Annotated in this window: 26 protein-coding genes and 1 tRNA gene; 5 read left to right on the top strand and 22 right to left on the bottom strand. The window is 69.0% G+C overall.

Translation table 11 applies throughout. The annotated features are described in order from the left end of the window. Window positions 1-2: 2 nt before the first annotated feature. The 10 genes from AB0P21_RS34850 to AB0P21_RS34805 form a co-directional block, all read right to left on the bottom strand. Window positions 3-914 carry a F0F1 ATP synthase subunit gamma gene (locus AB0P21_RS34850; RefSeq protein ID WP_363702527.1) on the bottom strand — a complete coding sequence of 304 codons (912 nt, stop codon included), beginning with the start codon at window positions 912-914 and terminating at the stop codon, window positions 3-5. A 6-nt stretch (window positions 915-920) separates the two neighbouring features. Next, the gene (gene atpA, locus AB0P21_RS34845; protein WP_363702525.1) at window positions 921-2,558 is read right to left on the bottom strand and encodes a F0F1 ATP synthase subunit alpha; all 1,638 of its coding nucleotides are present in this window, start codon (window positions 2,556-2,558) and stop codon (window positions 921-923) included. A gap of 101 nt (window positions 2,559-2,659) precedes the next feature. Beyond that, entirely contained in the window at window positions 2,660-3,457 is a 798-nt protein-coding gene (locus tag AB0P21_RS34840) for a F0F1 ATP synthase subunit delta (protein WP_363702523.1), read from the bottom strand. Then, the gene (locus tag AB0P21_RS34835; RefSeq protein ID WP_363702522.1) at window positions 3,457-4,029 is read right to left on the bottom strand and encodes a F0F1 ATP synthase subunit B; all 573 of its coding nucleotides are present in this window, start codon (window positions 4,027-4,029) and stop codon (window positions 3,457-3,459) included. Before AB0P21_RS34835 ends, AB0P21_RS34840 begins: the two co-directional genes overlap by 1 nt. Window positions 4,030-4,061: 32 nt before the next feature. Continuing rightward, window positions 4,062-4,286: an ATP synthase F0 subunit C gene (gene atpE / locus AB0P21_RS34830; RefSeq protein ID WP_363702520.1), complete on the bottom strand. Its 225-nt coding sequence runs from the start codon at window positions 4,284-4,286 to the stop codon at window positions 4,062-4,064. An 83-nt stretch (window positions 4,287-4,369) separates the two neighbouring features. Next, the gene (gene atpB, locus AB0P21_RS34825) at window positions 4,370-5,152 is read right to left on the bottom strand and encodes a F0F1 ATP synthase subunit A (protein ID WP_363702518.1); all 783 of its coding nucleotides are present in this window, start codon (window positions 5,150-5,152) and stop codon (window positions 4,370-4,372) included. A gap of 97 nt (window positions 5,153-5,249) precedes the next feature. Then, complete coding sequence (locus AB0P21_RS34820; RefSeq protein WP_363702517.1) at window positions 5,250-5,462, bottom strand: hypothetical protein; 213 nt, start codon at window positions 5,460-5,462, stop codon at window positions 5,250-5,252. Between the two features lie 126 nt (window positions 5,463-5,588). Beyond that, window positions 5,589-6,053, bottom strand: coding sequence for a hypothetical protein (locus AB0P21_RS34815; RefSeq protein ID WP_363702515.1), 465 nt, complete (start codon window positions 6,051-6,053; stop codon window positions 5,589-5,591). A 206-nt stretch (window positions 6,054-6,259) separates the two neighbouring features. Continuing rightward, window positions 6,260-7,378 carry an MraY family glycosyltransferase gene (locus tag AB0P21_RS34810; RefSeq protein ID WP_363702513.1) on the bottom strand — a complete coding sequence of 373 codons (1,119 nt, stop codon included), beginning with the start codon at window positions 7,376-7,378 and terminating at the stop codon, window positions 6,260-6,262. Then, window positions 7,378-8,145 (bottom strand): L-threonylcarbamoyladenylate synthase, encoded by a 768-nt coding sequence (locus AB0P21_RS34805; RefSeq protein ID WP_363702511.1) that lies wholly within the window; start codon window positions 8,143-8,145, stop codon window positions 7,378-7,380. The genes AB0P21_RS34810 and AB0P21_RS34805 overlap by 1 nt, the downstream gene beginning before the upstream one ends. 110 nt (window positions 8,146-8,255) lie before the next feature. On the opposite strand from AB0P21_RS34805, the gene AB0P21_RS34800 reads away from it, so the two are divergent. Then, window positions 8,256-9,272, top strand: a complete 1,017-nt coding sequence (locus AB0P21_RS34800; RefSeq protein ID WP_363702509.1) for an adenosine deaminase — start codon at window positions 8,256-8,258, stop codon at window positions 9,270-9,272. Between the two features lie 56 nt (window positions 9,273-9,328). After that, window positions 9,329-10,270 (top strand): hypothetical protein, encoded by a 942-nt coding sequence (locus AB0P21_RS34795; protein WP_363702507.1) that lies wholly within the window; start codon window positions 9,329-9,331, stop codon window positions 10,268-10,270. A gap of 1 nt (window position 10,271) precedes the next feature. Here the strand turns inward: AB0P21_RS34795 and prmC are convergent, their stop codons facing one another. The 12 genes from prmC to AB0P21_RS34735 all read right to left on the bottom strand — a co-directional run bounded on the left by prmC (window position 10,272) and on the right by AB0P21_RS34735 (window position 23,162). Beyond that, window positions 10,272-11,105, bottom strand: coding sequence for a peptide chain release factor N(5)-glutamine methyltransferase (prmC, locus tag AB0P21_RS34790; RefSeq protein ID WP_363702505.1), 834 nt, complete (start codon window positions 11,103-11,105; stop codon window positions 10,272-10,274). Then, window positions 11,102-12,178: a peptide chain release factor 1 gene (prfA, locus tag AB0P21_RS34785; RefSeq protein WP_363702503.1), complete on the bottom strand. Its 1,077-nt coding sequence runs from the start codon at window positions 12,176-12,178 to the stop codon at window positions 11,102-11,104. The genes prmC and prfA overlap by 4 nt, the downstream gene beginning before the upstream one ends. A 149-nt stretch (window positions 12,179-12,327) precedes the next feature. Beyond that, window positions 12,328-12,534: a 50S ribosomal protein L31 gene (gene rpmE / locus AB0P21_RS34780; protein WP_363702501.1), complete on the bottom strand. Its 207-nt coding sequence runs from the start codon at window positions 12,532-12,534 to the stop codon at window positions 12,328-12,330. 147 nt (window positions 12,535-12,681) lie between these two features. After that, entirely contained in the window at window positions 12,682-15,036 is a 2,355-nt protein-coding gene (gene rho / locus AB0P21_RS34775; RefSeq protein ID WP_363702499.1) for a transcription termination factor Rho, read from the bottom strand. Between the two features lie 269 nt (window positions 15,037-15,305). Continuing rightward, window positions 15,306-16,277 (bottom strand): homoserine kinase, encoded by a 972-nt coding sequence (gene thrB, locus AB0P21_RS34770; RefSeq protein ID WP_363702497.1) that lies wholly within the window; start codon window positions 16,275-16,277, stop codon window positions 15,306-15,308. A 1-nt stretch (window position 16,278) separates the two neighbouring features. Beyond that, window positions 16,279-17,355 carry a threonine synthase gene (gene thrC, locus AB0P21_RS34765; protein ID WP_363702495.1) on the bottom strand — a complete coding sequence of 359 codons (1,077 nt, stop codon included), beginning with the start codon at window positions 17,353-17,355 and terminating at the stop codon, window positions 16,279-16,281. A 3-nt stretch (window positions 17,356-17,358) separates the two neighbouring features. Then, on the bottom strand, window positions 17,359-18,657 hold the full coding sequence (locus tag AB0P21_RS34760; RefSeq protein WP_363702493.1) for a homoserine dehydrogenase: 1,299 nt from the start codon (window positions 18,655-18,657) through the stop codon (window positions 17,359-17,361). Next, the gene (lysA, locus tag AB0P21_RS34755) at window positions 18,654-20,057 is read right to left on the bottom strand and encodes a diaminopimelate decarboxylase (protein WP_363702491.1); all 1,404 of its coding nucleotides are present in this window, start codon (window positions 20,055-20,057) and stop codon (window positions 18,654-18,656) included. The genes AB0P21_RS34760 and lysA overlap by 4 nt, the downstream gene beginning before the upstream one ends. Then, window positions 20,054-21,715, bottom strand: coding sequence for an arginine--tRNA ligase (gene argS, locus AB0P21_RS34750; RefSeq protein WP_363702489.1), 1,662 nt, complete (start codon window positions 21,713-21,715; stop codon window positions 20,054-20,056). The genes lysA and argS overlap by 4 nt, the downstream gene beginning before the upstream one ends. An 81-nt stretch (window positions 21,716-21,796) precedes the next feature. Then, a complete protein-coding gene (locus AB0P21_RS34745) occupies window positions 21,797-22,372 on the bottom strand; it encodes a hypothetical protein (RefSeq protein ID WP_363702487.1) in 576 nt (191 codons plus the stop codon). A gap of 64 nt (window positions 22,373-22,436) precedes the next feature. Then, window positions 22,437-22,949: a hypothetical protein gene (locus AB0P21_RS34740; protein WP_363702485.1), complete on the bottom strand. Its 513-nt coding sequence runs from the start codon at window positions 22,947-22,949 to the stop codon at window positions 22,437-22,439. Between the two features lie 27 nt (window positions 22,950-22,976). Beyond that, window positions 22,977-23,162 (bottom strand): PspC domain-containing protein, encoded by a 186-nt coding sequence (locus AB0P21_RS34735; protein ID WP_363702483.1) that lies wholly within the window; start codon window positions 23,160-23,162, stop codon window positions 22,977-22,979. A gap of 153 nt (window positions 23,163-23,315) precedes the next feature. Between AB0P21_RS34735 and AB0P21_RS34730 the strand changes: the two genes are divergently transcribed. From AB0P21_RS34730 to zwf, 3 genes are all read left to right on the top strand, one after another. Further along, window positions 23,316-23,387, top strand: a tRNA-Arg gene (locus tag AB0P21_RS34730). 82 nt (window positions 23,388-23,469) lie between these two features. Then, window positions 23,470-24,558 (top strand): serine hydrolase domain-containing protein, encoded by a 1,089-nt coding sequence (locus AB0P21_RS34725; protein ID WP_363702481.1) that lies wholly within the window; start codon window positions 23,470-23,472, stop codon window positions 24,556-24,558. A gap of 56 nt (window positions 24,559-24,614) precedes the next feature. Then, window positions 24,615-26,126, top strand: a complete 1,512-nt coding sequence (gene zwf, locus AB0P21_RS34720) for a glucose-6-phosphate dehydrogenase (protein ID WP_363702479.1) — start codon at window positions 24,615-24,617, stop codon at window positions 26,124-26,126. Window position 26,127 lies beyond the last annotated feature (1 nt).

Here is a 26,127-nt window from a genome sequence, read left to right as displayed (position 1 = left end):
TCTCACTCGCTCCCGGCGTTGGCATCGGCCAGCGCGTTCGCGCCACCGACGATCTCGCTGATTTCCTGGGTAATGGCCGACTGCCGCACCTGGTTGTACTCGCGGGTCAGTCGTTCGATCAGATCCTGCGCGTTGTCCGTCGCGGACTTCATCGCCCGCTGCCGGCTGGCCAGCTCGGAGGCCGCCGCCTGCAGCATGCAGTAGTGGATCCGGCTCGCGACGTACTTCGGCAGCAGCCCGTCGAGCACGTCCTCGGCGGACGGCTCGAACTCGTACAGCGGCAGCACGTCCTCGGCGGCCGGCGCCTCCTCGCCCTCGACGACCTCCAACGGCAGCAGCCGGATGACGTCCGGGCGCTGGGTCAGCATCGACACGAACCGGGTGAAGACGATGTGGATCTCGTCCACGCCGCCCTCGTCGGTCGGGGTCAGGAAGGCCTCGATCAGCGCGTCGGCGATCTCCCGGGCCCGGGCGAACGACGGCGCGTCGGAGTCGCCGCTCCACTGCTGCGCGACCTCGCGCTGGCGGAACGTGTAGTACGCGATGCCCTTCCGTCCGCTCAGGAACGGCACGATCTCCTTCTCGTCCTCGCGGAGCAGCTGGTTCAGCCGCTCTCCTTCGCGAATCACGGACGAGGAGTACGCGCCGGCCTGGCCACGGTCGGAGGTGATCAGGAGCACCGCGGCCCGCCTGGGGTTCGGCTTCTCCGTGGTCAGCGGGTGGTCGACGTTCGAGAACGTCGCCACCGCCGACACTGCTCGGGTGAGCTCACGCGCGTACGGACCGGCCGCCTTGGCGCGTTGCTGCGCCTTGACGATCCGGGACGCCGCGATGAGCTCCATCGCACGGGTGAGCTTCTTGATCGTGGAGACGGAGCTCCGCCGATCCTTCAGCTCACGTTGGGTTGCGGGCATGGGCGATCAGCCCCGCTTCTGCTTGGTGATCTGCTCCTGCTCGACGTCCTCGGAGTCCATCGCCTTCGCCTCTTCCTTGCCGGCCAGCAGCTGGCCGTCGGAGGTCTGGAAGGTCGGCTTGAACTTCGCCAGCGCGTCGGTGACCGCGTCGGCCGACTCGTCCTCGAACTTGCCCGACTCGCGGACGGCGTCCAGCACGTTGCTCTCGCGGCGCAGGAACTCGAGGAACTCACGCTCGAACCGGAGTACGTCGTTGACCGGCACGTCGTCGAACTTGCCGGTGGTGCCGGCCCAGATCGAGACGGTCTGGTCCTCGACCGGGTACGGCGAGTACTGCGGCTGACGCAGCAGCTCGACCAGCCGCTGACCGCGGTCCAGCTGACGGCGCGAGGTGGCGTCGAGGTCGGAGGCGAACATCGCGAACGCCTCCATCGCGCGGAACTGCGCTAGGTCCAGCTTCAGCGTGCCGGAGACCTTCTTCATACCCTTGACCTGCGCGGCGCCGCCGACTCGCGACACCGAGATACCGACGTCGATGGCCGGCCGGATGTTCGCGTTGAACAGGTCCGACTGGAGGAAGATCTGGCCGTCGGTGATCGAGATGACGTTGGTCGGGATGAAGGCCGAGACGTCGTTGGCCTTGGTCTCGATCACCGGCAGGCCGGTCATCGAGCCCGCGCCGAGCTCGTCGCTCAGCTTCGCGCAGCGCTCGAGCAGGCGGCTGTGCAGGTAGAAGACGTCACCCGGGTAGGCCTCACGGCCCGGCGGGCGGCGCAGCAGCAGCGACATCGAGCGGTAGGCCTCGGCCTGCTTGGTCAGGTCGTCGAAGACGATCAGGACGTGCTTGCCCTGGTACATCCAGTGCTGACCGATGGCCGAGCCGGTGTACGGCGCGACGTACTTGAAGCCGGCCGCGTCGGACGCCGGGGAGGCGACGATGGTGGTGTACTCCATCGCGCCGGCCTCTTCGAGCGCGCCGCGGACGGCGGCGATCGTCGAGCCCTTCTGGCCGATCGCCACGTAGATGCAGCGAACCTGCTTCTTCGGGTCGCCGGACTCCCAGTTGGCCTTCTGGTTGATGATCGTGTCGATCGCGATCGCGGTCTTGCCGGTCTTGCGGTCGCCGATGATCAGCTGACGCTGGCCCCGGCCGACCGGGATCATCCCGTCGATCGCCTTGATACCGGTCTGCAGCGGCTCGCGGACCTCCTGGCGGTCCATCACGCCGGCCGCCTGCAGCTCCAGCGCGCGGGTGCCCTCGAGGCCGGTGATCTCACCGAGGCCGTCGATCGGCTTGCCCAGCGGGTCGACGACGCGACCCAGGTAACCCTCGCCGACCGGGACCGAGAGGACCGTGCCGGTCCGGCGGACCTGCTGGCCCTCCTCGATGCCACCGAACTCGCCGAGCACGACGACGCCGATGTTGCGGACGTCGAGGTTCAGTGCGATGCCCTGGGTGCCGTCCTCGAAGACGAGCAGCTCGTTCGTCATCACCGAGGGCAGACCCTCGACGTGCGCGATGCCGTCACCGGCGTCGATGACGGTACCGACCTCGTCGCGGGCCGCCTCGTCCGGCTCGTAGTTGCGGACGAACTGATCCAGGGCGTCCCGGATCTCCTCCGGCCTGATCGTGAGCTCAGCCATTATCTTCCGTCCCTGCTTCCTTGACCTTCTGGCCTGGTGATGGCTCTAGAGGCTTCGGTAACCAACACTGGCCACTAGCTCCGTAAATATTGTCGTTAGGGTCAGCCCGCGATGCGCCGTTGCGCCTCGTCGAGCCGGGCCGCGATGGTTCCGTCGATCACTTCGTCACCGATGTCCACCCGGACGCCGCCGACGACCTTGGGGTCGACGATCACGTTCAGCTGGATGTCGCGGCCGTACTGCCGGCCGAGCACCGCGGCGAGCCTGCCGCGCTCCGCCTCGGACAGATCGGCGGCCACCCGGACGGTCGCGATACTGGCGTTGCGCCGGGCCGCGGCAGCAACCTGGTAGGACCGCATCGAGCCCGCGAAGTTGCGGCCCCGGCCGTCCACCGCCCGCTCGGCCAGCCGCACGGTGGCGGGATCGGCCTTGCCCTGCAGCAGTCCGTGGATCAGTTCCTGCCGGGCCGCGATCGGGATGTTGCGGTCGCTGAGCTTGTCGTTCAGCTCCCGCTCGGCGGTCACCACCCGGTCGAGCCGGAACAGCTCGTCCTCCAGCTCGTCCAGCCGGCGCTGGCCGTCGGCGTACGCGACGTCGGCGTCGACGCTCAACTGGTCGAGCGCGTCGGCCAGGTCACGACCGCCGACCCACCGGCCGGCTACCGCGATGGCCAGCAACTCCGACGCCTGGGCGGAGATCTTGCCACTGAAGAGCTGGTCGGCCAGGTTGGTCTTGGTCGCCGACGGACGGGCCGGGTCGGTCAGAGCCCGCCGCAGCGAACCGTTGCTGTCCAGCAGCTTGGCGACCGAGAACAACTCGGCCCCCAGCTGCTCGGTGACGGCGACACCCGCCAGGGCCTCCTGGGCCCGGGCGAGTGACTCCCTCGATGCGCCGCGCATCAGCCGTCCGTTCCAACTGCCTGGCGAGCCGACTCCGACGCTTCCAGGTCCGCCAGGAAGCGCTCGACGGTGCGACGCTGACGCGCCTCGTCCTCGAGCGATTCGCCGACGATGCGACCGGCCAGCGTGGTCGCCATGGTGCCGACCTCGCTACGCAGCGAGGTGACGGCCTGGGCGCGCTCGGCGTCGATCTGGGTCCGGGCGTGCGTCACGATGCGCTCGGCCTCGGCGTTGGCCTGCTCGCGCATCTCCGCGATGATGAGCGCACCCTGCTCGCGCGCGTCCTCGCGGATCTTCGCAGCTTCCTGCCGGGCTTCGGCCAGCTGCGCGTTGTACTTGTCGAGCGCCGCCTTCGCCTCGGCCTGGGCCTGCTTGGCCTCGTTCATCCCGCCTTCGATCGCCGCGGTCCGATCGGCATAAGCCTTTTCGAACTTCGGTACGACGATCTTGGCGAAGGCGATGGCCAGCAGGATCAGGAAGACGAAGCCGAAGATGATCTCGGCGGTGTGCGGCAGCAGCGGGCTGGGCTCTTCTCCAGCGGCCTCGCTGAGCGGTAGCACGATCGTCAACATGTCTGAGTCCTGTCAGTCAAGGAGAAAGTGGGTCAGCTTGCCTTGAACACGAAGGCCAGAGCGATACCGATGATCGCCAGAACCTCGGTGACGCCGAAGCCGATCCAAGCGATCGACTGCAGCTTGCCCTGTGCCTCGGGCTGACGCGCGGTGCCGTTGATGACGGCGGCGAAGATCAGACCGACACCGACGCCCGGGCCGATCGCGGCGAGGCCATAGCCCAGAACTGCGATGTTGCCGGCAATCTCGAGTGCCATTTCAGTGTGTTCCTTTCGGTACGGATAGAGGAGCTATCCGGGTTTCCGTTGTTACGGGTCTGGTTACTGCGGGGTGGTGCTGATCAGTGCTCGTCGGCGATGGCGCTGCCGATGTACTGCGCCGTCAGGACGACGAAGATGTAGGCCTGGATGCACTGCACGAACAGCTCCAGCCCGGCGATCGCCAAGCCCATCAGGAAAGTCAGGATGCCGACGCCGCCCAGCGCGATGCTGCCGGACTCGAAGACCATGTACTCGCCGCCGAGCACGAACACCAGCAGCAGGATGTGGCCCGCGAACATGTTGGCGAACAACCGCAGGCTCAGCGAGATCGGCCGGACCAGGATGTTCGAGATGAACTCGATCGGGATCATCAGCGGCATCAGCCAGCCGGGAACGCCCGCGGGCATCGTCTGGTGCTTGAAGTAGCCCCAGAGTCCCTTGCGCTTGATCCCGACCGCGTTGTAGATGACCCAGCTCATGATCGCGGCCACGTACGCCCAGCCGATGTGGCTGAAGGTCGGGAACTGGATCAACGGGATCGAGGCGGCCACGTTGTTGAACAGGATGAAGAAGAACAGGCCGCACAGGTACGGCACGAACTTCATGAAGTCGTGGCTGCCGATCGCGTCCCGGGCGATCGAGTTGCGGACGAAGTTGTAACCGAGCTCGCCGGCGAACTGGAGCTTGCTCGGCACGATCGCGGCCTTCCGCGACGCGCCCCAGAAGAACCAGACGATCAGGACCACCGAGAGCGCGGCCACCAGGACCGGCTTGGTGAACCACTCGACGCCGTGAAAGATCGGAGTGGTATCGAAGCTTTGTGGACCGGGTGGGATGAACTCGGTCGAAACGCCGGCGCTCACCGGGTCTCCTCTCGCGTCGTGCTCAAGTCGTTCGCCATATGGCTGAGGGCAGGGCGGCTCTGGGCAAGGCGGTCAACAACGTCAGACCTGGCAGGGCTCAGGAACGCCCGTACCGGTAGTGCAGCATCAAGATCGTGAGGCCGGCACCGATGACGATGCCCACCGGAAGCAGAAACTGGGTGCCCAGCCAGCGATCCAACCCGAAGCCGATTCCCCCGTAGATGAGGACTCCGCCGATCAAGTAGGACAGGACCCGCCAGCCATCGCCGGAGTTGTTCGGCGTCGGCTTCGGATCCTGATGCTGGCTCATTGGCACCCGAAAGGTACCAGCCCGCGACACGCCGGGTCACATCGGCCTGAGCGGAGCGCCCAGTGCCGTTCACCACACCGGTGGTCACAGCTTGGAAACGGCTCTCCGGGGCTTCACGCAGGGTGCTCATGCGGAGACCTCCTTGTCGAGGTCGTAGATCGGCACCCGCAGTCGCGACCAGGCCCAGATCTCGCCGGCCATCCAGCCCATCACGACCACCAGCGCGCTGAGTCCGAGCGCGGTCAGGTTGACGTTGCGCTCCAGGGTCTCGGAGCTGAGCGCGAGGGCGAGCAGACCGCCGAAGACCGCGATCCGGCCGGTGTAGGACGACATCGCGACCGCGAGCTGCATGGTCGGGGAGGTGTGCCGGGACAGGTGCAGAGCGACCAGTCCGGCGCCGGAGAAGACGACCACCATCAGCAGACCGAGCAACGCGCCCCACAGGCCCTTGAGACCGGCCGCGACAGTCGCGACGGCGGCAGCGTTCACACCGACGACGACAGCGGCGACCAACGCGCCGCGCAACATCGCGAGCGCCGGGTGCTTGGTGGCTTGGCCGGCTTCTTTCGGGCTGCTTACTTGGGGAGCCATCTGGTGGTTCCGTCCTGCTGGCGACCGGGATTGTTGCCCGCGGTCGTCGGGTGGGCGGGGTCAGGGGTGAAGCTGTTGGTTGCTGGTGCTTGTGAAAACTAGCACAAAGTCTGTCGGCTCAGCAAAACGAGCGTCCCTGCCGCTGTACACGAACACCCTAGCGGTAGGCCAGAAGGCCAACTGGTCTGGTCCCCGTCAGGCCCGCTTCAGACCTTCGAGAGGGTCCCTCGACTGCGTCGGGGCAGGCCGGTGGTGAGCACGATGGCGGTGAGGGTGACGGCCAGCACCAGCAGGGCGGTCCACCACTTGAGCTGCAGGCCGAGGACCACCACGCCGAACGCGATCAGGAAGGTCCACAGGTACATCAGCAGGACCGCGCGGCGGTGCGAGTGGCCGCGTTGCATCAGCCGGTGGTGCAGGTGCAGCTTGTCGGCCGCGAACGGCGAGCGGCCGGCCTTGGTACGGCGTACGTAGGCCATCGTCAGGTCGAGCGCCGGGATCGCCAGCACCGCGATCGGCAGGATCAGCGGGAGCAGCGCGGGCAGCAGACTCGAGCCGCCGACCTCGTACGGGACGGCGTTGGGATCCATCTGGCCGGTCAGGCTGATCGTCGACGCGGCCAGCATCAACCCGATCAGCAGGGCACCGGAGTCCCCCATGAAAACCCTTGCTGGGAAGAAGTTGTGCGGCAGGAAGCCCAGACAGGCGCCGGCCAGCGCGACCGTGATCAGCGTCGAGGTGGTGGCCCGGTCGAGGTTCTGCTCGACATTCAGCAGGTACGAGTAGGTGAAGAAGGCGCCGGCCCCGATCGCGGTGACGCCGGCGGCGAGACCGTCCAGGCCGTCGACGAAGTTCACCGCGTTGGTGGAGACGAGCAGGATGCCTGCGGTCAGTACGGCGAGCTGGGCGGGCGGCGGCGAGAAGATGCCGCCGGGCAGCGGGAGCCAGTACAACTGGATGCCCTGGACAACCATCACGCCGACCGCCAGCACCTGGCCGGCCAGCTTGGTGATCGCGTCCAGTTCGTACAGGTCGTCGATCACGCCGACCGCGCAGATCACCACGCCGCCGACCAGGATCGCGCGGGCGTCGTGGGCGACCTGCAGGCTGTCGCCGAGGAACGGCAGGGTGGAGGCGACCGCGAAACCGGCGATCAGGCCGGCCAGGATCGAGACGCCGCCGAAGTACGGGATCGGGATCTTGTGCACGTCCCGGGTGCGGACCTTGGCGACGGCGCCGTAGCGCAGGGCGATCTGCCGGGCCACACCGGTCAGCAGGAAGGTCGTGGCCATCGCCACGAACAGGACCAGCAGATACTCGCGCACTAGTCCGCAGGCCTCACATCGGGCGCTTTGTCTTCTGCCTTCTCGTCTGCTGCTTTTTCGTCTGCTGCTTTTTCGGCTTCGAGCTGTTCTTCCGCGGCCGGCTCGTCGTCCGGCTCGTCGTCCGTGGTGGCCTCGGGGACGATCTCGCGGATCTGCTGCACCGACAGCGCGCCGATCCGGACGATGTGCGGGAAGTCGCCGGTCAGGTCGACGATCGTCGACGGCTCGCCGCCGTCCACCGCACCACCGTCGAGGTAGACGGCCACGGTGTCGAGCAGCTGCTCCTCGGCGTCGTACACGTCCAGCGCCGCCGGTTGGCCACTCAGGTTGGCCGAGCTGACCGCCAGCGGTCCGGTCCGGGACAGCAGTTCGCGGGTGTTCTCGTGGTCCGGCACCCGCAGCGCGACCGTGCCCTGGGTGTCCCCCAGGTCCCACATCAGCGATCCCTGCGCATGGCAGATCACCGTCAGCGGTCCGGGCCAGAACGCCTCGCACAGCTTCCGGCCGGCATCCGGTACGTCGGTCGCCAGCGCGTCCAGCGACTCGACCACCGAGATCAGCACCGGCGGCGGCATGTCGCGGCCCCGGCCCTTGGCGTCCAGTAGCCGTTGCACCGCGTCGGCCTTGAAGGCGTCCGCCGCGATCCCGTAGACCGTGTCGGTCGGCAGCACGACCAGGTCGCCCGCCTCGATCGCATCCACGGCCGCGCGGTAGGCCGGTGCCAGTTCGTCACCAGTGAAGTCAAAGCGCTCGCTCACGGGGTGCATCGTGCCACTCGCGGGGCTCCGGACTCCACTTGGGTTCACCCAGCGCATTCCTGACAGTCGATTGTCAGCTTCCCGGCACGGTACCGGCGGGCGTGCATAAGATCCCGGCCATGACTGTGACGCGTGAGTTCCTGGCCGGCCTGCCGAAGGCCGAACTGCATGTCCACCACGTCGGATCGGCCTCGCCGCGGATCGTCGCCGAGCTCGCCGCCCGGCACCCCGGCACCCGGGTGCCGACCGACGCCGCCGCGCTCGCGGAGTACTTCGTCTTCACCGACTTCGCCAAGTTCATCGAGATCTACCTGTCCGTGGTCGACCTGATCAGCACCCCCGAGGACGTCCGGCTGCTGACCTACGAGGTGGCCCGCGAGATGGCCGGCCAGAACATCCGGTACTCCGAGCTCACCGTCACGCCGTACACCTCGGTGCTGCGCGGGATCGCCCCGGAGGCGTTCTGCGAGGCGATCGAGGACGCCCGGACCGCGGCCGAGAAGGAGTTCGGCGTCGTACTGCGCTGGATCTTCGACATCCCCGGCGAGTCCGGCCTGCCCGCGGCCGCCGAGACGCTCAGGATCGCCACCGAGATCCGCCCCGACGGTCTGGTCGGCTTCGGCCTCGGCGGCCCGGAGATCGGCGTACCGCGCCCGCAGTTCGCCCCGTACTTCGACGCCGCCCGCGCCGCCGGCCTGCACAGCGTCCCGCACGCGGGTGAGACCACCGGCCCGGAGACCATCTGGGACTCGCTGCGCGTCCTCAAGGCCGAGCGGATCGGCCATGGCACCTCAGCCCTGCAGGACCCAGCCCTGGTCGACTACCTGCGCGAGCACCGGATCCCGCTCGAGGTCAGCCCGACCTCCAACCTCGCCACCCGCGTGGTCGCGTCGTACGACGAACACCCGCTCCGCGGCATGGTCGAGGCCGGCCTGGTGGTCACCATCAACTCCGACGACCCGCCGATGTTCGGCACCGACCTGGTCAGCGAGTACGCCGTCGCCGCCAACCTGCTCGACCTGGACAACCAGGGCGCGGCCGACCTGGCCCGCACCGCCGTCCAGGTCTCCTTCGCCGACGAGTCCACCAAGACCGCCCTGCTCACCGAGATCGACGAGTACGTCGCCAAGTCCTGACACAGCCTGACACGCCCCGGCGTGGGTTTGTCGGTGCAGCGTGGTTGTCTGGTGCGGTGCGTAAGACGGTTGTGGTGCTGACGAGCTTGCTCCTACTGGTGGCGGCGGGCTGCAGCGACGGCAAGGCCGATGCGGGGGCCACGCCGTCGCTCAAGGCGGTGCCGAAGCCGTCGGCGTCCAGCTCGGTGCCCACTCCCCCGGCTGACGGTGATCTGCCGCGGGGTGGGCGGCAGCTGTTCCCGAAGTACCAGCTGGTTGGGTACGTCGGGCTGCCGGGCTCGCCGGCGCTCGGGCCGCTCGACAAGGACCTGGATGCCAAGGCAGCCAAGCTGGAGGCGCTCTCCAAGTCCTATGCGGTCGGCCGGACGCCGCTGCCGGTGATGGAGCTCATCGTGGTAGTTGCGAACGGGCACGCGGGCAAGGACGGGAAGTACCGCAGCCGGATCTCCGACGAGAAGATCGAGAGCTATCTGAAGGTCGCGCGGGAGCACAAGATGCTGCTGCTGCTCGACGTTCAGCCTGGCCGGGCGAAGATTCTCGACGAGGTGAAGCGGCTGGAGCGGTGGCTGAAGGAGCCTGATGTCGGGCTCGCCTACGACCCGGAGTGGGCCGTGGGGCCGAATCAGGTGCCTGGCAAGGTGTTCGGGCACACCAGTGGCGCCGAGCTGGACAGCATCGCGGCGTACCTGGCGGGGCTGGTGAAGCAGAACGACCTGCCGGAGAAGGCGTTCGTCTTCCACCAACTGTCGGCGCGGATCGTCAGCAACGAGGCGGCGCTCAAGCAGCACCTGGGCGTGGTCGTGATCAAGTCGGTCGACGGCATCGGCAGCCGCAAGGCGAAGGAATCGACCTGGGGCAAGCTCACCCCGAAGCTGGCGACCGGCGTGCACGCGGGCTTCAAGCTCTTCTACCAGGAAGACACCCGGCACGGCCCGCTGATGACGCCGGCCCAGGTGATGGCGCTCAAGCCCCGGCCGGAGTTCGTCGTCTACGAGTGAGTCAGACCCGGCGGCCGGTGGCGAAGCGGTGCCGGCCGGCCAGGTCGAGCTGATCGCGGACCTCGGTGAACAGGCCGGTCGAGGCGAAGACAGCAGGCGCCGACTCCCCCTGGACATCGGCGTGCTCGCAGCCGAACCAGCCGCCGGGCTTCAGTAACCGGCCAGCTGTGGCGGCGACGACCTTGATCTCGTCCAGACCGTCATCGCCTGACCAAAGGGCCAGTGCAGGATCGTGGTCACGTACCTCGGCAGTGACGGATTCCCACGCGGTCAAAGGGATGTACGGCGGGTTGGAGATCACCGCATCGACCCGGCCGTCCAGTTCGGGCAGGCAGCCGTCGATGTCGCCCTCGTGCAGCGTGGCGCCGGTCCCGGCCAGGTTTTGCCGGGCCCAGACACACGCCTCGGCCGACAGCTCGACCGCGTGCACAGTGCTGTCGGGGCGCTCGGTGGCGACCGCTCCGGCGATCGCGCCGGACCCGCTGCACAGGTCGACCACCAGTGGGTTCTCGACGTCGGCGATCCGGTCCAGGATCCAGCCGACTAGCACCTCGGTCTCAGGGCGCGGGACGAACACCCCCGGTCCGACGACCAGGTCGCGGTAGCGGAAGGCCGCAGTACCGGTCAGGTGTTGCAGTGGCTCGCGCTGGGCCCGTCTGGCCAGCAGTGCAGCGTACTGTGCCTCCTGGTCGGCTGTGGGCTTCACCATGCCCAGCTGCATCCGGCGTACGCCGGTGACGTGGGCGAGCAGCTCAGCCGCGTCGTAGTCGGGTGATGCGACACCTGCCTCGGCCAGCTGGGCAGTGGCCTCGGAGAGGAGAGTGCGGACGCTCACTGGCCTTCGACGGCCTCTAGACGAGCGGTGAGGTCCGCGTCGGTCAGTGCCTGGATCACGGTGGCGAGGTCGCCGTTGAGCACCTGGTCCAGGTTGTGCGCCTTGTAGCCGACCCGGTGGTCGGAGAAGCGGTTCTCCGGGAAGTTGTAGGTGCGGACGCGCTCGGACCGGTCGACCGTGCGGATCTGCAGCCGGCGGGCGTCGGAGGCCTCCTGGTTGGCCGCCTCCTGGGCCGCTGCGAGCAGCCGGGAGCGCAGTACGCGCATGGCCTGCTCGCGGTTCTGCAGCTGGGACTTCTCGTTCTGCATCGAGACCACGATGCCGGTCGGGACGTGCGTGATCCGGACCGCCGAGTCGGTCGTGTTGACGCTCTGACCGCCCGGGCCGGACGAGCGGAAGACATCGATCCGCAGGTCGTTCTGGTCGATCTCGACGTCCACGTCCTCGGCCTCGGGCAGCACCAGGACGCCGGCCGCGCTGGTGTGGATCCGGCCCTGCGACTCGGTCACCGGCACCCGCTGGACCCGGTGCACGCCGCCCTCGAACTTCAGCTTCGCGTACGGCGCCTCGCCGGGTTCGGGCGTGCCCTTCGCCTTCACCGCGACGGTGATCGACTTGTAGCCGCCCAGGTCGGACTCGGCCGAGTCGAGCACCTCGGTCTTCCAGTTCTGCGACTCGGCGTACTTCAGGTACATCTTCAGCAGGTCGCCGGCGAACAGCGCGGACTCGTCGCCGCCCTCACCGGCCTTGATCTCGAGGATCGCGTCCTTGTCGTCGCTGGGGTCGCGCGGCACCAGCAGCACCTGCAGCTTCTCGGCCAGCTCCTCGCGGCGACGCTCGAGCTTGGTCGCCTCCTCGGCGAAGCTCGGGTCCTCGTGGGCCAGCTCCTTGGCCGCCTCGATGTCGTCGGCGGTCTGCAGCCACTCGGCATAGGTGCGGACCACCGGGGCCAGCGCGGCGTACCGCTTGCCGACCTGCCGGGCCACCGCCTGGTCGGAGTGCAGCTCGGGATCCGACATCCGCCGCTCGAGCTCGGCGTACTCCGCCTTCAGCGTCTGTACCGCTTCGAACATGTCCGCACTCCTCTCGGTCGCCAACAAGCACCGGCCCGCGCAAGGGGGGTGCGGGTGGCGAAGCCCCCGCTCGCGGCGAAGCCGCACAACATGGGAAAGCGAGGTGGCCTGCGCTGTCCGCAGGCACACCTCGCCCAGAGCTTTCGCAGCTACTTCTTCGCGTACCGCTTCTCGAAGCGGGCGACGCGGCCACCGGTGTCAAGGATCTTCTGCTTGCCGGTGTAGAACGGGTGGCACTGCGAGCAGACGTCGGAGTGGATGGAGCCACTCTCGGCGGTCGAGTGCGTCTCGAACGAGGCACCACAGGCACAGGTCACCTTGGTCGCCACATAGTTCGGGTGGATGTCGCTCTTCATGGGTCTCCTCAGGTAAGGCGCTCCGGGTCGTCCGCCAGGTGCGAACGTGAACCGGAACCAACAGACAAGTTTGCCATCACAGGCCCCAACCTGACGAATCGCCCCGGTATTCCGGGGCGATCCGCGGTCAGGCAGGCAGGTACCGCGTCAGCTGCCGTCGTCGGTACTGCGGCCGTTGCTGCCACCCGTGGACGGAGTGGTCTTGTTGACCTGGAGCAGGAACTCGATGTTCGACTTGCTCTCCTTGAGCTTGCCGATCAGCAGCTCCAGCGCCGCCTGGCCGTCCAGCGCGGACAGCACCCGGCGGAGCTTCCAGACCACCGCGGTCTCGTCCTTGGACATCAGCAGCTCTTCGCGGCGGGTACCGGAGGCGACCACGTCGATGGCCGGGAAGATCCGGCGGTCGGCGAACTCGCGGCGCAGCCGCAGCTCCATGTTGCCGGTGCCCTTGAACTCCTCGAAGATGACCTCGTCCATCTTGGAGCCGGTCTCGATCAGCGCCGTCGCCAGGATGGTCAGCGAGCCGCCGTCCTCGATGTTGCGGGCCGCGCCGAAGAACCGCTTCGGCGGGTACAGCGCCGAGGAGTCGACACCACCGGACAGGATCCGGCCGCTGGCCGGGGCCGCGATGTTGTACGCCCGGCCGAGGCGGGTGATCGAGTCGAGCAGGACGACCACGTCGTGACCGAGCTCGACCAGCCGCTTGGCCCGCTCGATCGCCAGCTCCGCGACCGTGGTGTGGTCGTCGGCCGGCCGGTCGAAGGTGGAGGCGATGACCTCGCCCTTGACCGTGCGCTGCATGTCGGTGACCTCTTCGGGCCGCTCGTCCACCAGCACCACCATCAGGTGCACTTCGGGGTTGTTCGTGGTGATCGCGTTCGCCAGCGCCTGCAGCACCATCGTCTTGCCGGCCTTCGGCGGCGAGACGATCAGGCCGCGCTGGCCCTTGCCGATCGGGCTGACGATGTCGACGATCCGGGTGGTCAGGATGCCCGGTTCGGTCTCCAGCCGGAGCCGCTCGGTCGCGTACAGCGGGGTCAGCTTGTTGAAGTCCTGCCGCTGCTTGGCGACCTCCGGGTCCGACCCGTTCACGGTGTCGATCCGGACCAGCGGGTTGAACTTCTCCTTGCGCTCGCCGTCCGACGGCTGCTTCACCGCGCCGGTGATCGCGTCACCCTTGCGCAGGCCGTAGCGCTTCACCATCGACAGCGCGACGTACACGTCGTTCGGGCCCGGCAGGTAGCCGCTGGTCCGGACGAACGCGTAGTTGTCGAGCACGTCGAGGATGCCCGCGGCCGGGACCAGGACGTCGTCCTCGCTGATCGTCGGCTCCGGCTCGAAGCGGTCGTTACGGCCGCGGCTGCGCTGGTTGTCCCGCGCGCCCCGGTCGTTGCGCTCGCCACCGCGGTCGTTGCGGTCGTTGCGCTCGTTCGTGGGGCGGTCGCCGGTACCGCGCTCACGGTCGCGACCCCGGCGGCGACGGCGACGGCCCTCGCCCTCCTCGCCCCGGTCGGCCTGGTTCTGCCGGTCGCGGTTGGCGTCGCGGGTGTTGTCGCGGCCGCCGTCCCGGTTGGCGTCCCGGTCGGCGCGGTTCTGGCCGCCGTCCCGGTTCTGCTGACCGTCGCGGCCGCTGTCCCGGTTGGTGTCGCGGTTGCCGTCACGCTGGCTGTCGCCACGGTTCTGCTGGCTGTCGCGAGCCTCGGCGTCGCGGGCCTGGCTGTCACGCGCGTCACGGGCCTGGCCATCACGAGCCTGGCTGTCACGGGCGTCGCGCCCCTGACCGTCACCGGCCTGGCCGTCCCGGGCGTCACGCGCCTGGCCGTCACGGGCCTGGCCGTCGCGGCTGTCGCGCTGGTTATCGCGGGCCTGGCTGTCCCGGCCGTCACGCTGGCTGTCGCGGCTACGGCTGCGAGTGCCGGCGCTCCGCTCGGCCCGGTTCTCGCCGCGGTCCGAGGTCTCGGTCGCGCTCTGGGCGGACTCGGCCGGGGCCGACTCACGAGCCTCCGGCGCCTGGACGGCGGCCTCGGCCGCCGCGCTGCCGTTCTGCGCCGTCGTGCTCTGCGCAGCAGTGTTCTGGGGCGCGGTGTCCGCGCTGGTCTGCGCCGGCTCCGCAACGTTCTGGGTGGCGGCGGCGCGGGTCCGGCGACTGCCGGTGCGCTGCGGCGCGTCCTGCGCGGGAGCCGCGGCCTTGGCGGCCGGTGCCTTGGCGGCCACGGGCTCCGCGGCGGCCTCGTCCAGGGTCGGCTGGCTCGACCGCGAACGGGAACCGCCCCCGGAGCCGCTGCTCGCCTGGTTGGCCTTGATCGCCTCGATCAGCTGGCCCTTGCGCAGCGCGCCGGTGCCCTTGATGCCAAGCGTCCCGGCGAGCTGCTTGAGCTCGGGGAGCAGCAAACCTTCGAGGCCGCCTCCGGTCTTGCGGCGCCGCGTCCCGGCCGTGGCCGACGCGTCGGTGCCCGGGGCCGAGGTACCGGCTCCGTCGGAGGCTTCAACAGTTTCTGTCACGTGAGGTCCTTCCCACACGGATGGACGATGTCCTGAAGGCTCATCGCCCGGAATCATCTCCCGCGACCGACGAAACGGCGACGCGGGGTATAGAGAGGCGGCTCTCGCTGAATCTGGGTTCCCCCGGAAATGTCCGGCGCAGGCGGCGCAAGTATTTCGCTGGGAGAGCGCCACGTACACCTGGGTGCCGGGACCTTGGCCCGATGCGGCGAGAGTTCGCCGATCACCTGGAGGGGATCGGGTGAGACCGAGACTAGCACCACAACGGGTCAGTCTGCTGCCTCAAGGTGCTCAACGCGTGTCCGCGACCGTTCATTCCCGCCCTCGGCGAGCAGTTGTTCTGCATCCGCCGACCAGACCTGTACGCCCAGTGGATCGATCCCGAGCTGGTAGCGATGCCACCCGTCAGGGGCCTCCGGCAAGAGGTCCGGCCCGTCGGACGGGCCGCCCAGCACCAGCACGGTCGGTCCCGCGCCGCTCACCACGGCGGCCAGACCACTCCCCCGCAGCTTGTGCACAAGGGCAAGGCTCTCCGGCATGGCCGGCTCGCGGTACTCCTGGTGCAGCCAGTCCTCGGTCGCCGTCATCAGCAACTCGGGCCGCGACGTCAACGCTGCAACGAGCAACGCGGCCCGCCCGGCGTTCGCCGCCGCATCCCCATGCGGTACTGCGCCGGGCAGCAACCCGCGAGCCTCTTTGGTCAGCACCCGGGTCGCCGGGACGTACGCGTCCACCGACATCTCGGCCACCGGCTCCAACCGGATCGCCCGGCCGGTCTCGCCTTCGGTCCACGCGATCGTGAAACCGCCCAGCGCGCTCGCGGCCACGTTGTCGGGGTGACCCTCGATCTCATTCGCCAACTCGACGACGTGCTCGCGATCGAGCGGCACCCCCGCCAGCCCGTACGCCGCTGCGATGCCGCCGACGATCGCGGCCGACGACGAACCCAGCCCGCGACCATGCGGAATCCTGTTCTCGCAGCGCAGCGTGAAGCCGGGCACCGAGGCACCCAGCGACTCCAGCCCGGCCCGGATCGAGCGCACCACCAGATGCGTCTCGTCCATCGCGACCTCGCCCTCGCCGGGCCCGGTCACCTCGACGGTGACCCCGGAACCACCGGGGGTCACCGTCAGTTCGTCGTACCGGGTCAGGGCCAGACCGAGCGCGTCGAAGCCGGGGCCCAGATTCGCGCTGGTGGCCGGGACCCGGACGCGGACCGGTCCACCCGTCGCCGGCGTCAACTCACACCAGCCCGGCGACGCGGGCCACCGCGTCGGTGTCGGCCGGGGTCACCGGCGACTCCGCGACAGTCGCGTAGGACAGAGCGGTGTCGATGTCCTTGAGGCCGTGACCCGTCACCGTGATCACGATGGTCGAGCCGCCGTCCAGCCGGCCCGCGGCCTTGGTGGCCAGCAGTCCGGCCACGCCGGCCGCCGAAGCGGGCTCGACGAAGACGCCTTCACGCGCCGCCAGATCGCGTTGCGCGGACAGGATCTGGTCGTCGCTGACGGCCTCGATCCGGCCGCCCGACTCGTCCCGCGCGGCCTCGGCCAGCGTCCAGGACGCCGGGTTGCCGACCCGGATCGCGGTCGCCTGGGTGTCCGGCTTCTCGACGATCCGCCCGGTCACCAGCGGCGCCGCGCCTTCGGCCTGGAAGCCCCACATCTGCGGGGATTTCGAGGAGATCCTGTCCTGCTCGTACTCCCGGTAGCCCTTCCAGTACGCCGCGATGTTGCCCGCGTTGCCGACCGGCAGCACGTGCAGGTCAGGGGCGTCGCCGAGCGCGTCGACGACCTCGAACGCCGCGGTCTTCTGGCCTTCCAGCCGGACCGGGTTGACCGAGTTCACCAGCGCGACCGGGTAGTGCTTGCCCAGCTCACGCACGATCCGCAGGCAGTCGTCGAAGCCGCCGTCGATCGAGACCAGTTTCGCGCCGTGCACGATCGCCTGGGCCAGCTTGCCCTTCGCGATCCGGCCGGCCGGGATCAGCACCAGTGGCAACATCCCCGCCCGGACGGCGTACGCCGCGGCCGAGGCCGAGGTGTTCCCGGTCGAGGCGCAGACGACGGCCTTGTCACCGGCCTGCGCGGCCAGCGAGATCGCCATCGTCATGCCCCGGTCCTTGAACGAACCGGTCGGGTTGTTGCCCTCGACCTTGAGCCAGACCTCGCAGCCGGTCTGCTCGCTCAGCCATTGGGCGGCCACCAGCGGCGTACCGCCTTCGCCGAGCGTGACCACCGGAGTGTCCGTCGAGACCGGCAGCCGGTCGCGGTATTCCTCGATCACGCCTCGCCACTGATGTGGCCGCTGCTGCGCCATTTTCTAGTCTCCTTCGACCCGCATCACACTGCTGACCTCACGGACGATGTCCATGTCGCGCAGGGCTTCCACGGTCGCGGAGAGTGCGGCGTCGGTGGCGGTATGGGTGACGACGACGAGCTGCGCCTCCCCGCCCCGGCCCTCCTGGCGGACGGTCTGGATCGACACGCCGTGCTCGGAGAACGCCTGGGCCACCGCCGCCAGCACGCCGGCCTTGTCGGCCACGTCCAGCGACACGTGATAGCGAGTCCGGGTCGCTCCCATCGGACGGGCGGCCCGCTGGGTGTACGACGACTCGCCGACCCCCGGCACGCCCTTGAGCCGGTTGCGCGCGGCGGATACCAGATCCCCGAGGACAGCGCTGGCCGTCGGGGCACCGCCGGCCCCCCGACCATAGAACATCAGCTGGCCGGCCGCTTTGGATTCCACGAAGACGGCGTTGAACGCGTCCCGGACCGAGGCCAGCGGATGGCTCAGCGGGATCATCGCCGGGTAGACCCGGGCGCTGACCGAGTCGTTGGCCTCGTCCAGTTCGCAGATCGCCAGGAACTTCACCACGCAGCCCATCTCGCGGGCCGAGGCGATGTCGGTCGCGGAGACCTCGGTGATGCCCTCGCGGTGCACGTCGGAGATCGAGACCCGGGTGTGGAAGGCCAGGCTGGCCAGCAGCGCCGCCTTGGCCGCGGCGTCGAAGCCCTCGATGTCGGCGGTCGGGTCGGCCTCGGCGTACCCGAGCGCCTGGGCCTCCTCCAGCGCCTCGTCGAAGCCGGCGCCGGTGGAGTCCATCTTGTCCAGGATGTAGTTCGTGGTGCCGTTGACGATGCCCATCACCCGGGTCACGTCGTCACCGGCCAGCGACTCGCGCAGCGGCCGCAGGATCGGGATCGCCCCGGCCACGGCGGCCTCGAAGTACAGGTCGCGCTCGTACTTCTCGGCGGCGGCGAACAGGGTCGGGCCGTCCTCGGCCAGCAGCGCCTTGTTGGCCGTGACGACCGAGGCGCCGTGCTCGAGCGCGGTCAGGATCAGACTGCGGGCCGGCTCGATCCCGCCGATCACCTCGATCACCAGGTCCAGGTCGTCGCGCGCGACCAGCGCCTGCGCGTCGGTGGTGATCAGCGCGGGGTCGACCGCGATGTCACGGGCCCGGCCGCCCCGGCGGACGGCGATGCCGGCGATCTCCAAGGGAGCGCCGACCCGGGCGGCCAGGTCGTCGGCCCGCTCGGTCAGGATCCGGACCACCTCGGTGCCGACGACGCCGCAGCCCAGCAGCGCCACCTTCAAGGGTTTGGCTGACGAGTTCACTCGGCCCCCATGTCCAGTGCAAGCATGTCGTCCTCGGTCTCGCGACGGACCACGACCCGGGTCTGTCCGTCCTTGACCGCGATCACCGGTGGCCGCGGTACGTGGTTGTAGTTGCTCGCCATCGAGCGGCAGTAGGCGCCGGTGCCCGGTACGGCGACGAGGTCGCCGGGGGTGACGTCGGCGGGCAGGAACTCGTCCTTGACCACGATGTCGCCGGACTCGCAGTGCTTGCCGACCACCCGGGCCAGCGTCGGGGTGGAGTCGGCGTACCGGCTGGCGAGCGTGCAGGAGTAGTCCGCGTCGTACAGCGCGGTGCGGATGTTGTCGCTCATCCCGCCGTCGACGGAGACGTAGGTGCGCTGCGCGCCCGCGTCGAGCGCGACCTCCTTGACCGTGCCGACGGTGTAGACCGTGCAGACCGCCGGGCCGACGATCGCGCGGCCGGGCTCGATCGAGAGCCGCGGCGCCTCGACGCTGTACGCGCGGCACTCGTGCTCGATGATCTTGCCCATCTCGGTGGCCAGCTGCGCGGGGTCGGCCGGGTCGTCCTGGGTGGTGTAGGCGATGCCGAAACCACCGCCCAGGTCGAGCTCCGGCATGTCGGCGCCGAGCTCCTCGGAAACCCTTGCGTGCAAGGCGATCAGCCGCTTGGCGGCCAGCTCGAACCCGGACGTGTCGAAGATCTGCGAGCCGATGTGCGAATGCAGGCCGAGCAGCTCCAGCTCGGCCGCTTCGTTGACCCGGGCAACGGCTTCGAAGGCCGCGCCGGAGGTGATCGAGAAGCCGAACTTCTGGTCCTCGTGCGCGGTCGCGATGTACTCGTGGGTGTGTGCCTCGACGCCCGCGGTGACCCGGACCATCACCGGCGCCACCACCCCGCGCTCGGCGGCCAGCTCGATCAGCCGGGAGATCTCGTACTGCGAGTCGACGATGATCCGGCCGACCCCCGCGTCGAGCGCCCGGGCCAGCTCCGCCACCGACTTGTTGTTGCCGTGGAAACCGAGCCGCTTCGGATCGGCTCCGGCCCGCAGCGCGACAGCCAGTTCGCCGCCGGAGCAGATGTCGAGGTTGAGCCCCTCCTCCATCACCCAGCGGACCACTGTCGTGCAGAGGAACGCCTTGCCCGCGTAGTAAACGTCGGAGTCCTTGAAGGCGACCTTGAACGCGCGCGCCCGGGCGCGGAAGTCGTCCTCGTCCAGCACGTACGCCGGACTGCCGTGCTCGGCGACCAGGTCGCGCAGGTCGACGCCGCCGACCTCGAGCGCGCCTTCGGCGTTCTTCTTCGCCGTGTTCGACCAGAGCGCGGTGACCAGGTCGTTGGGGTCACGCGGCGCGCGCAACCACGGTGGTGCCTTGTGCCCGATGTCGGCGTGCAGCGTGCCCGCCTCGTGCGCCCTCACATCCGCTCCGGAGCGGAGACGCCGAGCAGGTCCAACCCGTTGGCGAGCACGGTCTTGGTGGCGCCGACCAGCGTCAGGCGGGCCTTGTGCACCGGTTCGGTCTCCTCGTCGCCCCGCGGGAGCACCCGGCAGACGTCGTAGAACTTGTGGAACGCCGCGGCGGTGTCCTCCAGGTAGCGGGCGACCCGGTGCGGCTCGCGCAGCTCGGCGGAGGTGGCGACCACCCGCGGGAAGTCGGCGAGTGCGCGGAGCAGGTCGCCCTCCTTCTCGTGACTGAGCAGGCCGGGCTCGAACTCGTCCAGCTTGATCCCGAGCTCGTCGGCGTTGCGCAGGATCGAGGCCAGCCGGGCGTGCGCGTACTGCACGTAGTACACCGGGTTCTCGCTGACCTGGCGGGTCATCTCCTCGATGTCCAGCGTCAGCGGGGAGTCGACCGGGTAGCGGCACAGCGTGTAGCGCAGCGGGTCGACGCCGCTCTCCTCGACCAGCTCGGCCAGCGTGACGATGGTGCCGGCCCGCTTGGACAGCTTCATCTCCTCGCCGTTCTTGAGGATCTTGACGAGCTGGCCGATCAGGATCTCGATGTTGTGCTCGGGGTCGTCGCCGGCACAGGCCGCGATCGCCTTCAGCCGGTTCACGTAACCGTGGTGGTCGGCGCCGAGCAGGTAGATGCAGACCTCGAAACTGCGCTCGCGCTTGTTCACGTAGTACGCGGCGTCGGAGGCGAAGTAGGTCGGATCACCGTTGGTCCGGATCAGCACCCGGTCCTTGTCGTCGGTGAAGTCGGTGGTGCGCATCCAGAGCGCGTCGTCCGCGTCGTACAGGTGGCCCTGCGCGCGGAGCTTCTCGATCGCGTGGCCGACGCCGTCCTGCTCGTGCAGGCTGCGCTCGGAGGTCCAGACGTCGAACTCGGTCCGGAAGTGCGCCAGCTGGTCCTGCTGGTCCTTGAGCTGGCGGACGTAGCCGGCCTCGCGGAACGCGACCAGCTGCTCGGCCTCGGGCAGCTCCTTGATCCCGGGCTCCTCGGCGACGATCCGGGCGGCGAGATCGTTGATGTACTCACCGTGGTAGCCGTCCTCCGGCACCGGTACGCCGTGCGCGGCGGCCTGCAGCGAGGCGCCGAACTTCTCCATCTGGGCGCCGCGGTCGTTCACGTAGAACTCGCGGGTCACTTTGGCGCCGGCCGCGATCAGCACCCGGGCCAGCGCGTCGCCGACGGCGGCCCAGCGGGTGTGGCCCAGATGCAGCGGGCCGGTCGGGTTGGCGGAGATGAACTCCAGGTTGATCGGCTGGCCCTTGAGCGAGTCGGTCGACCCGTACGCCGCGCCGGCCTCGAGGATCTGCGCCGCGATCTTGCCCTGCGCGTCGGCGGCGACCCGAATATTGATGAAGCCGGGACCGGCGATCTCGACCGCGGTGATGGCGTCGTCGTCCTGCAGCTTGGCGGCCAGCAGCTCGGCCAGCTTGCGCGGGTTGCCGAGGCTGGAGCGCTTGCCCAGCTGCATCGCGATGTTGGTCGCGTAGTCACCGTGCTCGGGGTTCTTGGGCCGCTCCACCTTCAGCTCGGCAGGCAGGCCACCCTCGACCGTGATCGTCCCGTCACCGACGAGCGCGGTCAGGGCCAACAGAATCTTCTCAGCGAGCTGTTCCGGAGTCACCGGCCCAGCCTAATGGCCAGCCGCCCAAACCCTTGACTCAGTATCCACAGCCCGGTACGGCGCCGCTCGGAGGCGGCCGGCTCAGGCGGGGCTGAGGCGCAGGATGGCGGTTTTGCCGGCCACCGCGACGGTGGTCACCTTCAGGTTGTTGAGGATGTAACTGCCGCCGGGCTTCTGGGCGCTGGTGCTGATACTGCAGCAGCCGCCCTTGGCGCCGTAGGCGACGGAGCCGTCGCTGACCCGGTTGATGACGAGCACGTTCGTGAAGCCGAGCAGGCTGGCTTTGACCGGTAGCCGGGTGCCGGTGCGGACGGCGACCTCGCAGCGGCCGTCGGAGCAGGACTTGTAGTTGGTGCCGTTGGCAGCGGTGGGGGCCGGCTTGGCGGGCGTCGGCTTCGCCGGCGGCGGGGTGGCAGACGGCAGTGCGGGCGGGGGCGTCGCGGTGGCGGTTGTGCCGGGCGTGCTGGCGGGCGTGCTGGCGCTGATGCTCGGCGGCGTCTCGCTGGCGCCGGTGCTCGGCGGCGCTTCGCTCTCGCTCGTGCTCCCGCTCGCGCTGGGAGCGGACTTCGGCTGGTCTTCGCCGCCGCCGCAGGCGGCCAGCGTCGGCGACAGGGCCAGCGCTGCGATGACAGTCAACACAGTGAGCTTGCTGTTCATCACCTCAGCCAAGCGTTTACGGCGGAGTACCGACGCAGCCTGCCCGGTTCCTGCCACCAAGGACTCAGTGCTTGGCGTCGACGTGGATCAGGCTCTCGCGCGGGAGTTTGGTGTCCCAGGCGGCCGGTTCGCCGTTCACCCGGACGGTCAGCGAGCCGCAGGCGTCGGCCAGGCAGCGGGCGTCGTACCGGACTCCCCAGAGGGTGAAGAACTGGTTCAAGGTGGGACGTTCGGCCTTCGTCTTCGCCTCCACGAACACCACCCCGTCGGTGCCGTGGGTGTGGATCGCCGCCTGCTCGGCGCGGACCCGGTCGACGCCGATGTCCGCCGGGATCTGCACCGGTTTGCCGTCGACGCTGACCAGCAACTGCACCGAGTACGGCGCCGGCCCGCTGAAGTCGAGCGGCAACCGCTCGAACCCCGCCTTGTCGACGTACGAGACCGCGTCGCGCGGCGCGTCCCACGGCGGCGGGCCGGTCCGGATCTCGGCCGGCCCCGGCTCCGCGGGGCCGACCTGGCAGCCGCTCAGCAAGGGCACCAGGCTCAGCGCCACGGCGACCACCAGACCCGCTCTCATGGGGAGCAGGGTTTCATGCCACCCGCGTCAGCGCTCCGACGGCATCAGCAACCACAGCGCGATGTAGAGCAGGATCTGCGGGCCGGGCAGCAGGCAGCTGACCACGAAGATCAGCCGGACCGTGTTCGGCGACATGTTGAACCGGCGCGCGAGTCCCGCACAGACACCACCGAACCAGCGACCGCTGGACGGACGGACCAAAGAGCTAGCCATGAGTCGTTTTCCTTTCAGTGCTTGGACTTACGACCACTATGACGCCTGCCGGCACACCGGAGATCCCGCCGCGCGGAAGCACCAGGGACAGGTCAGGGTCTCCCCCGTGCAAACCCCGCCCGAAATCCCTGCTAAAGTTCTGCTCGTTCCTGAGCCCCCGTAGCTCAGGGGATAGAGCACCGCCCTCCGGAGGCGGGTGCGCAGGTTCGAATCCTGCCGGGGGCGCGCGATCGATCTGGGCGGTTCATTCTCGCGGAAACGTGAGGCTGAATCGCCCACCGTCATGTATGGGGGTTCGACAGGCGCCATGGCCGAGATCCACGGGGACTGCGACCAGCGGTTCAACGCAGTGCGGGAGGCTCTGGCTGTCTGTCTCGACGGGCAGGACGTTGGTGCCTCTGTCGCTGTGTTTGTCGGGGATGAGCCGGTAGTTGATCTGTGGGGCGGGTACGCCGACGCGCAGCGCACCCGGCCGTGGGAGCGGGACACGATCACCTGTGTCTGGTCGACCACCAAGACGATGGCCGCGTTGTGTGCCCTGATCCTCGCCGACCGTGGCGTGCTCGACCTGGATGCGCCGGTGGCGCGGTACTGGCCCGAGTTCGGTGCCGCGGGCAAGGAAAAGGTGCTGGTGCGGCAGGTGCTCGGGCACACCTCGGGACTGTCAACCTGGGTTGAGCCGTTGCGGACCGAGCAGCTCTACGACTGGTCGCTGATGACGGAGCTGCTGGCCGCGCAGGAGCTGCGGTCGGAGCCGGGCACTGTGGGTGCGTACCACTCGATGACTCAGGGGTATCTGCTCGGCGAGGTGGTCCGCCGCATCACGGGCCGCGGTCTCGGGGTCTTCTTCGCCGAGGAGGTCGCCGGGCCGCTCGGGGCCGACTTCCACCTGGGGCTGCCCGCTGAGCACGATCATCGGGTGGCGCCGATCATTCCGGCGCTGACTCGCGCGCCCAACTACATCCCGCACGGTGAGGCCAATCCGCCGATGCCGGCCGAGGTCGCCAACACGAAGGCCTGGCGGCGGGCGGACATTCCGTCGGCGAGCGGCTTCGGCAACGCGCGATCCATCGCGGCGGTCCAGTCGGTGCTGGCCAACGGCGGCCAGGCGCGAGGCGTGCGGTTGCTGTCGGAGGCCGGCTGCCGGCGAGTGCTGGACGAGCAGTTCTTCGGCGACGACGAGGTACTACGCCGTAAGGTCCGCTACGGGATGGGCTACAGCCTGATGCAGGACAGCATCTGCACCTGGGGCGGCTGGGGCGGCTCACTCGTCCTGGTCGACCTGAAGCAACGCCTGACCGTCGCCTACGCGATGAACCAGATGCTGGAAGAAGGTCCCTTCGGCGACGAACGAGGACTGAGCCTCGTGATGGCCGCCTATGCAGGCTTGTCGTAACACGGCGCGCCTACACTGAGGGCGTTGCCGGCCGGTCGTCGCCAGGAGGACTCAGAATGACCGATTCCCGTACTCAGACGATCGCCTACCCGGCGCCTGGTTCGCGGCCTTCGCGGCGTGATCCGGAGCCGTTGGCGCCGCATGTGATCGTGTTGTTCGGGGCGACCGGCGACCTGGCCAAGCGCAAGCTGCTGCCGGGGCTGGCCTACCTGCAGCAGAACCGGTTCGCTCCCGACGTACGGATCATCGGGACGGCGATGGAGGAGCTGACCACCGACGAGTTCCGGGCCCGGGCACGGCTCGCGGTGGACACCTACGGCACGCACAAGATCACCGAGGAGGAGTGGGCGCAGTTCTCCGACCGGCTGGTCTACGTCTCGACCAAGGAGGGCCCGGACGCGCTCGCGGCCGCGGTGAAGACGGCCGAGGTCGTGCTCGGGCCGGACGTGCGCCGGCTGCACTACCTGTCGGTGCCGCCGAAGGCCGCCCGCTCGGTGATCCAGATGCTGCGCGACGCCGACCTGGTCGACCGGGCCCGGGTGGTGATGGAGAAGCCGTTCGGCGACGACCTGGAGTCGGCGATCGAGCTGAACGACTTCGTGCACGAGACCTTCGACGAGTCGCAGATCTTCCGGATCGACCACTTCCTCGGCAAGGAGGCGGCGCAGAACATCCTCGCCTTCCGGTTCGCCAACGGGCTGTTCGAGCCGATCTGGAACCGCAACTTCATCGACCACATCCAGATCGACATCCCCGAGTCGCTCGGCCTGGACCAGCGCGCCACCTTCTACGAGCCGACCGGCGCGTTCAAGGACATGGTGGTCACGCACGTCCTGCAGGTGCTGGCGTTCGTGGCGATGGAGCCGCCGACCGCGCTGGAGCCGCGGGCCATCTCGGAGGAGAAGAACAAGGTCTTCCGGTCGATGCTGATGATCCAGCCGACCGACGTGGTCCGCGGCCAGTACGGCGGCTACCGCGGCGAGGAGGGCGTCGCCCGCGACTCCGACACCGAGACCTTCATCGCGATGAAGGTCGGGATCGACAACTGGCGCTGGGCCGGGGTGCCGTTCTACCTGCGCACCGGCAAGAAGATGGCCGAGGGGATGCGGATCATCTCGATCGCCTTCAAGGAGGCGCCGAAGACGATGTTCCCGGCCGGCTCCGGGGTCGGCTCGCAGGGCCCGGACCACCTGACCTTCGACCTGGCCGACTCGTCCCGGGTCTCGCTGTCCTTCTACGGCAAGCGCCCCGGCCCGGGGATGCGGCTGGAGAAGTTGTCGATGCAGTTCTCGACCCAGGAGACGGCGACGGCGGGCGACGTACTGGAGGCCTACGAGCGGCTGATCCTGGACGCGATGCGCGGTGACCACACGTTGTTCACCACCGCCGAGGGCATCGAGTCACTCTGGGAGAACTCCACCCTGCTCCTGGAGGACCCGCCGCCGGTCAAGACCTATGCCCCCGGCACCTGGGGACCGAACGCGATCCACCAGCTGATCGCGCCGCACGCCTGGCGTCTCCCGTTCGAGCGCGAGTGGCGCGAGGGCAAGCCCGGCGCCGAGGAGTAGT

Source organism: Kribbella sp. NPDC056861 (assembly GCF_040687575.1).
GTDB lineage: Bacteria > Actinomycetota > Actinomycetes > Propionibacteriales > Kribbellaceae > Kribbella.
Note: the sequence above shows the minus strand (reverse complement) of the source record. Positions and strands in the feature narration are given on the sequence as shown.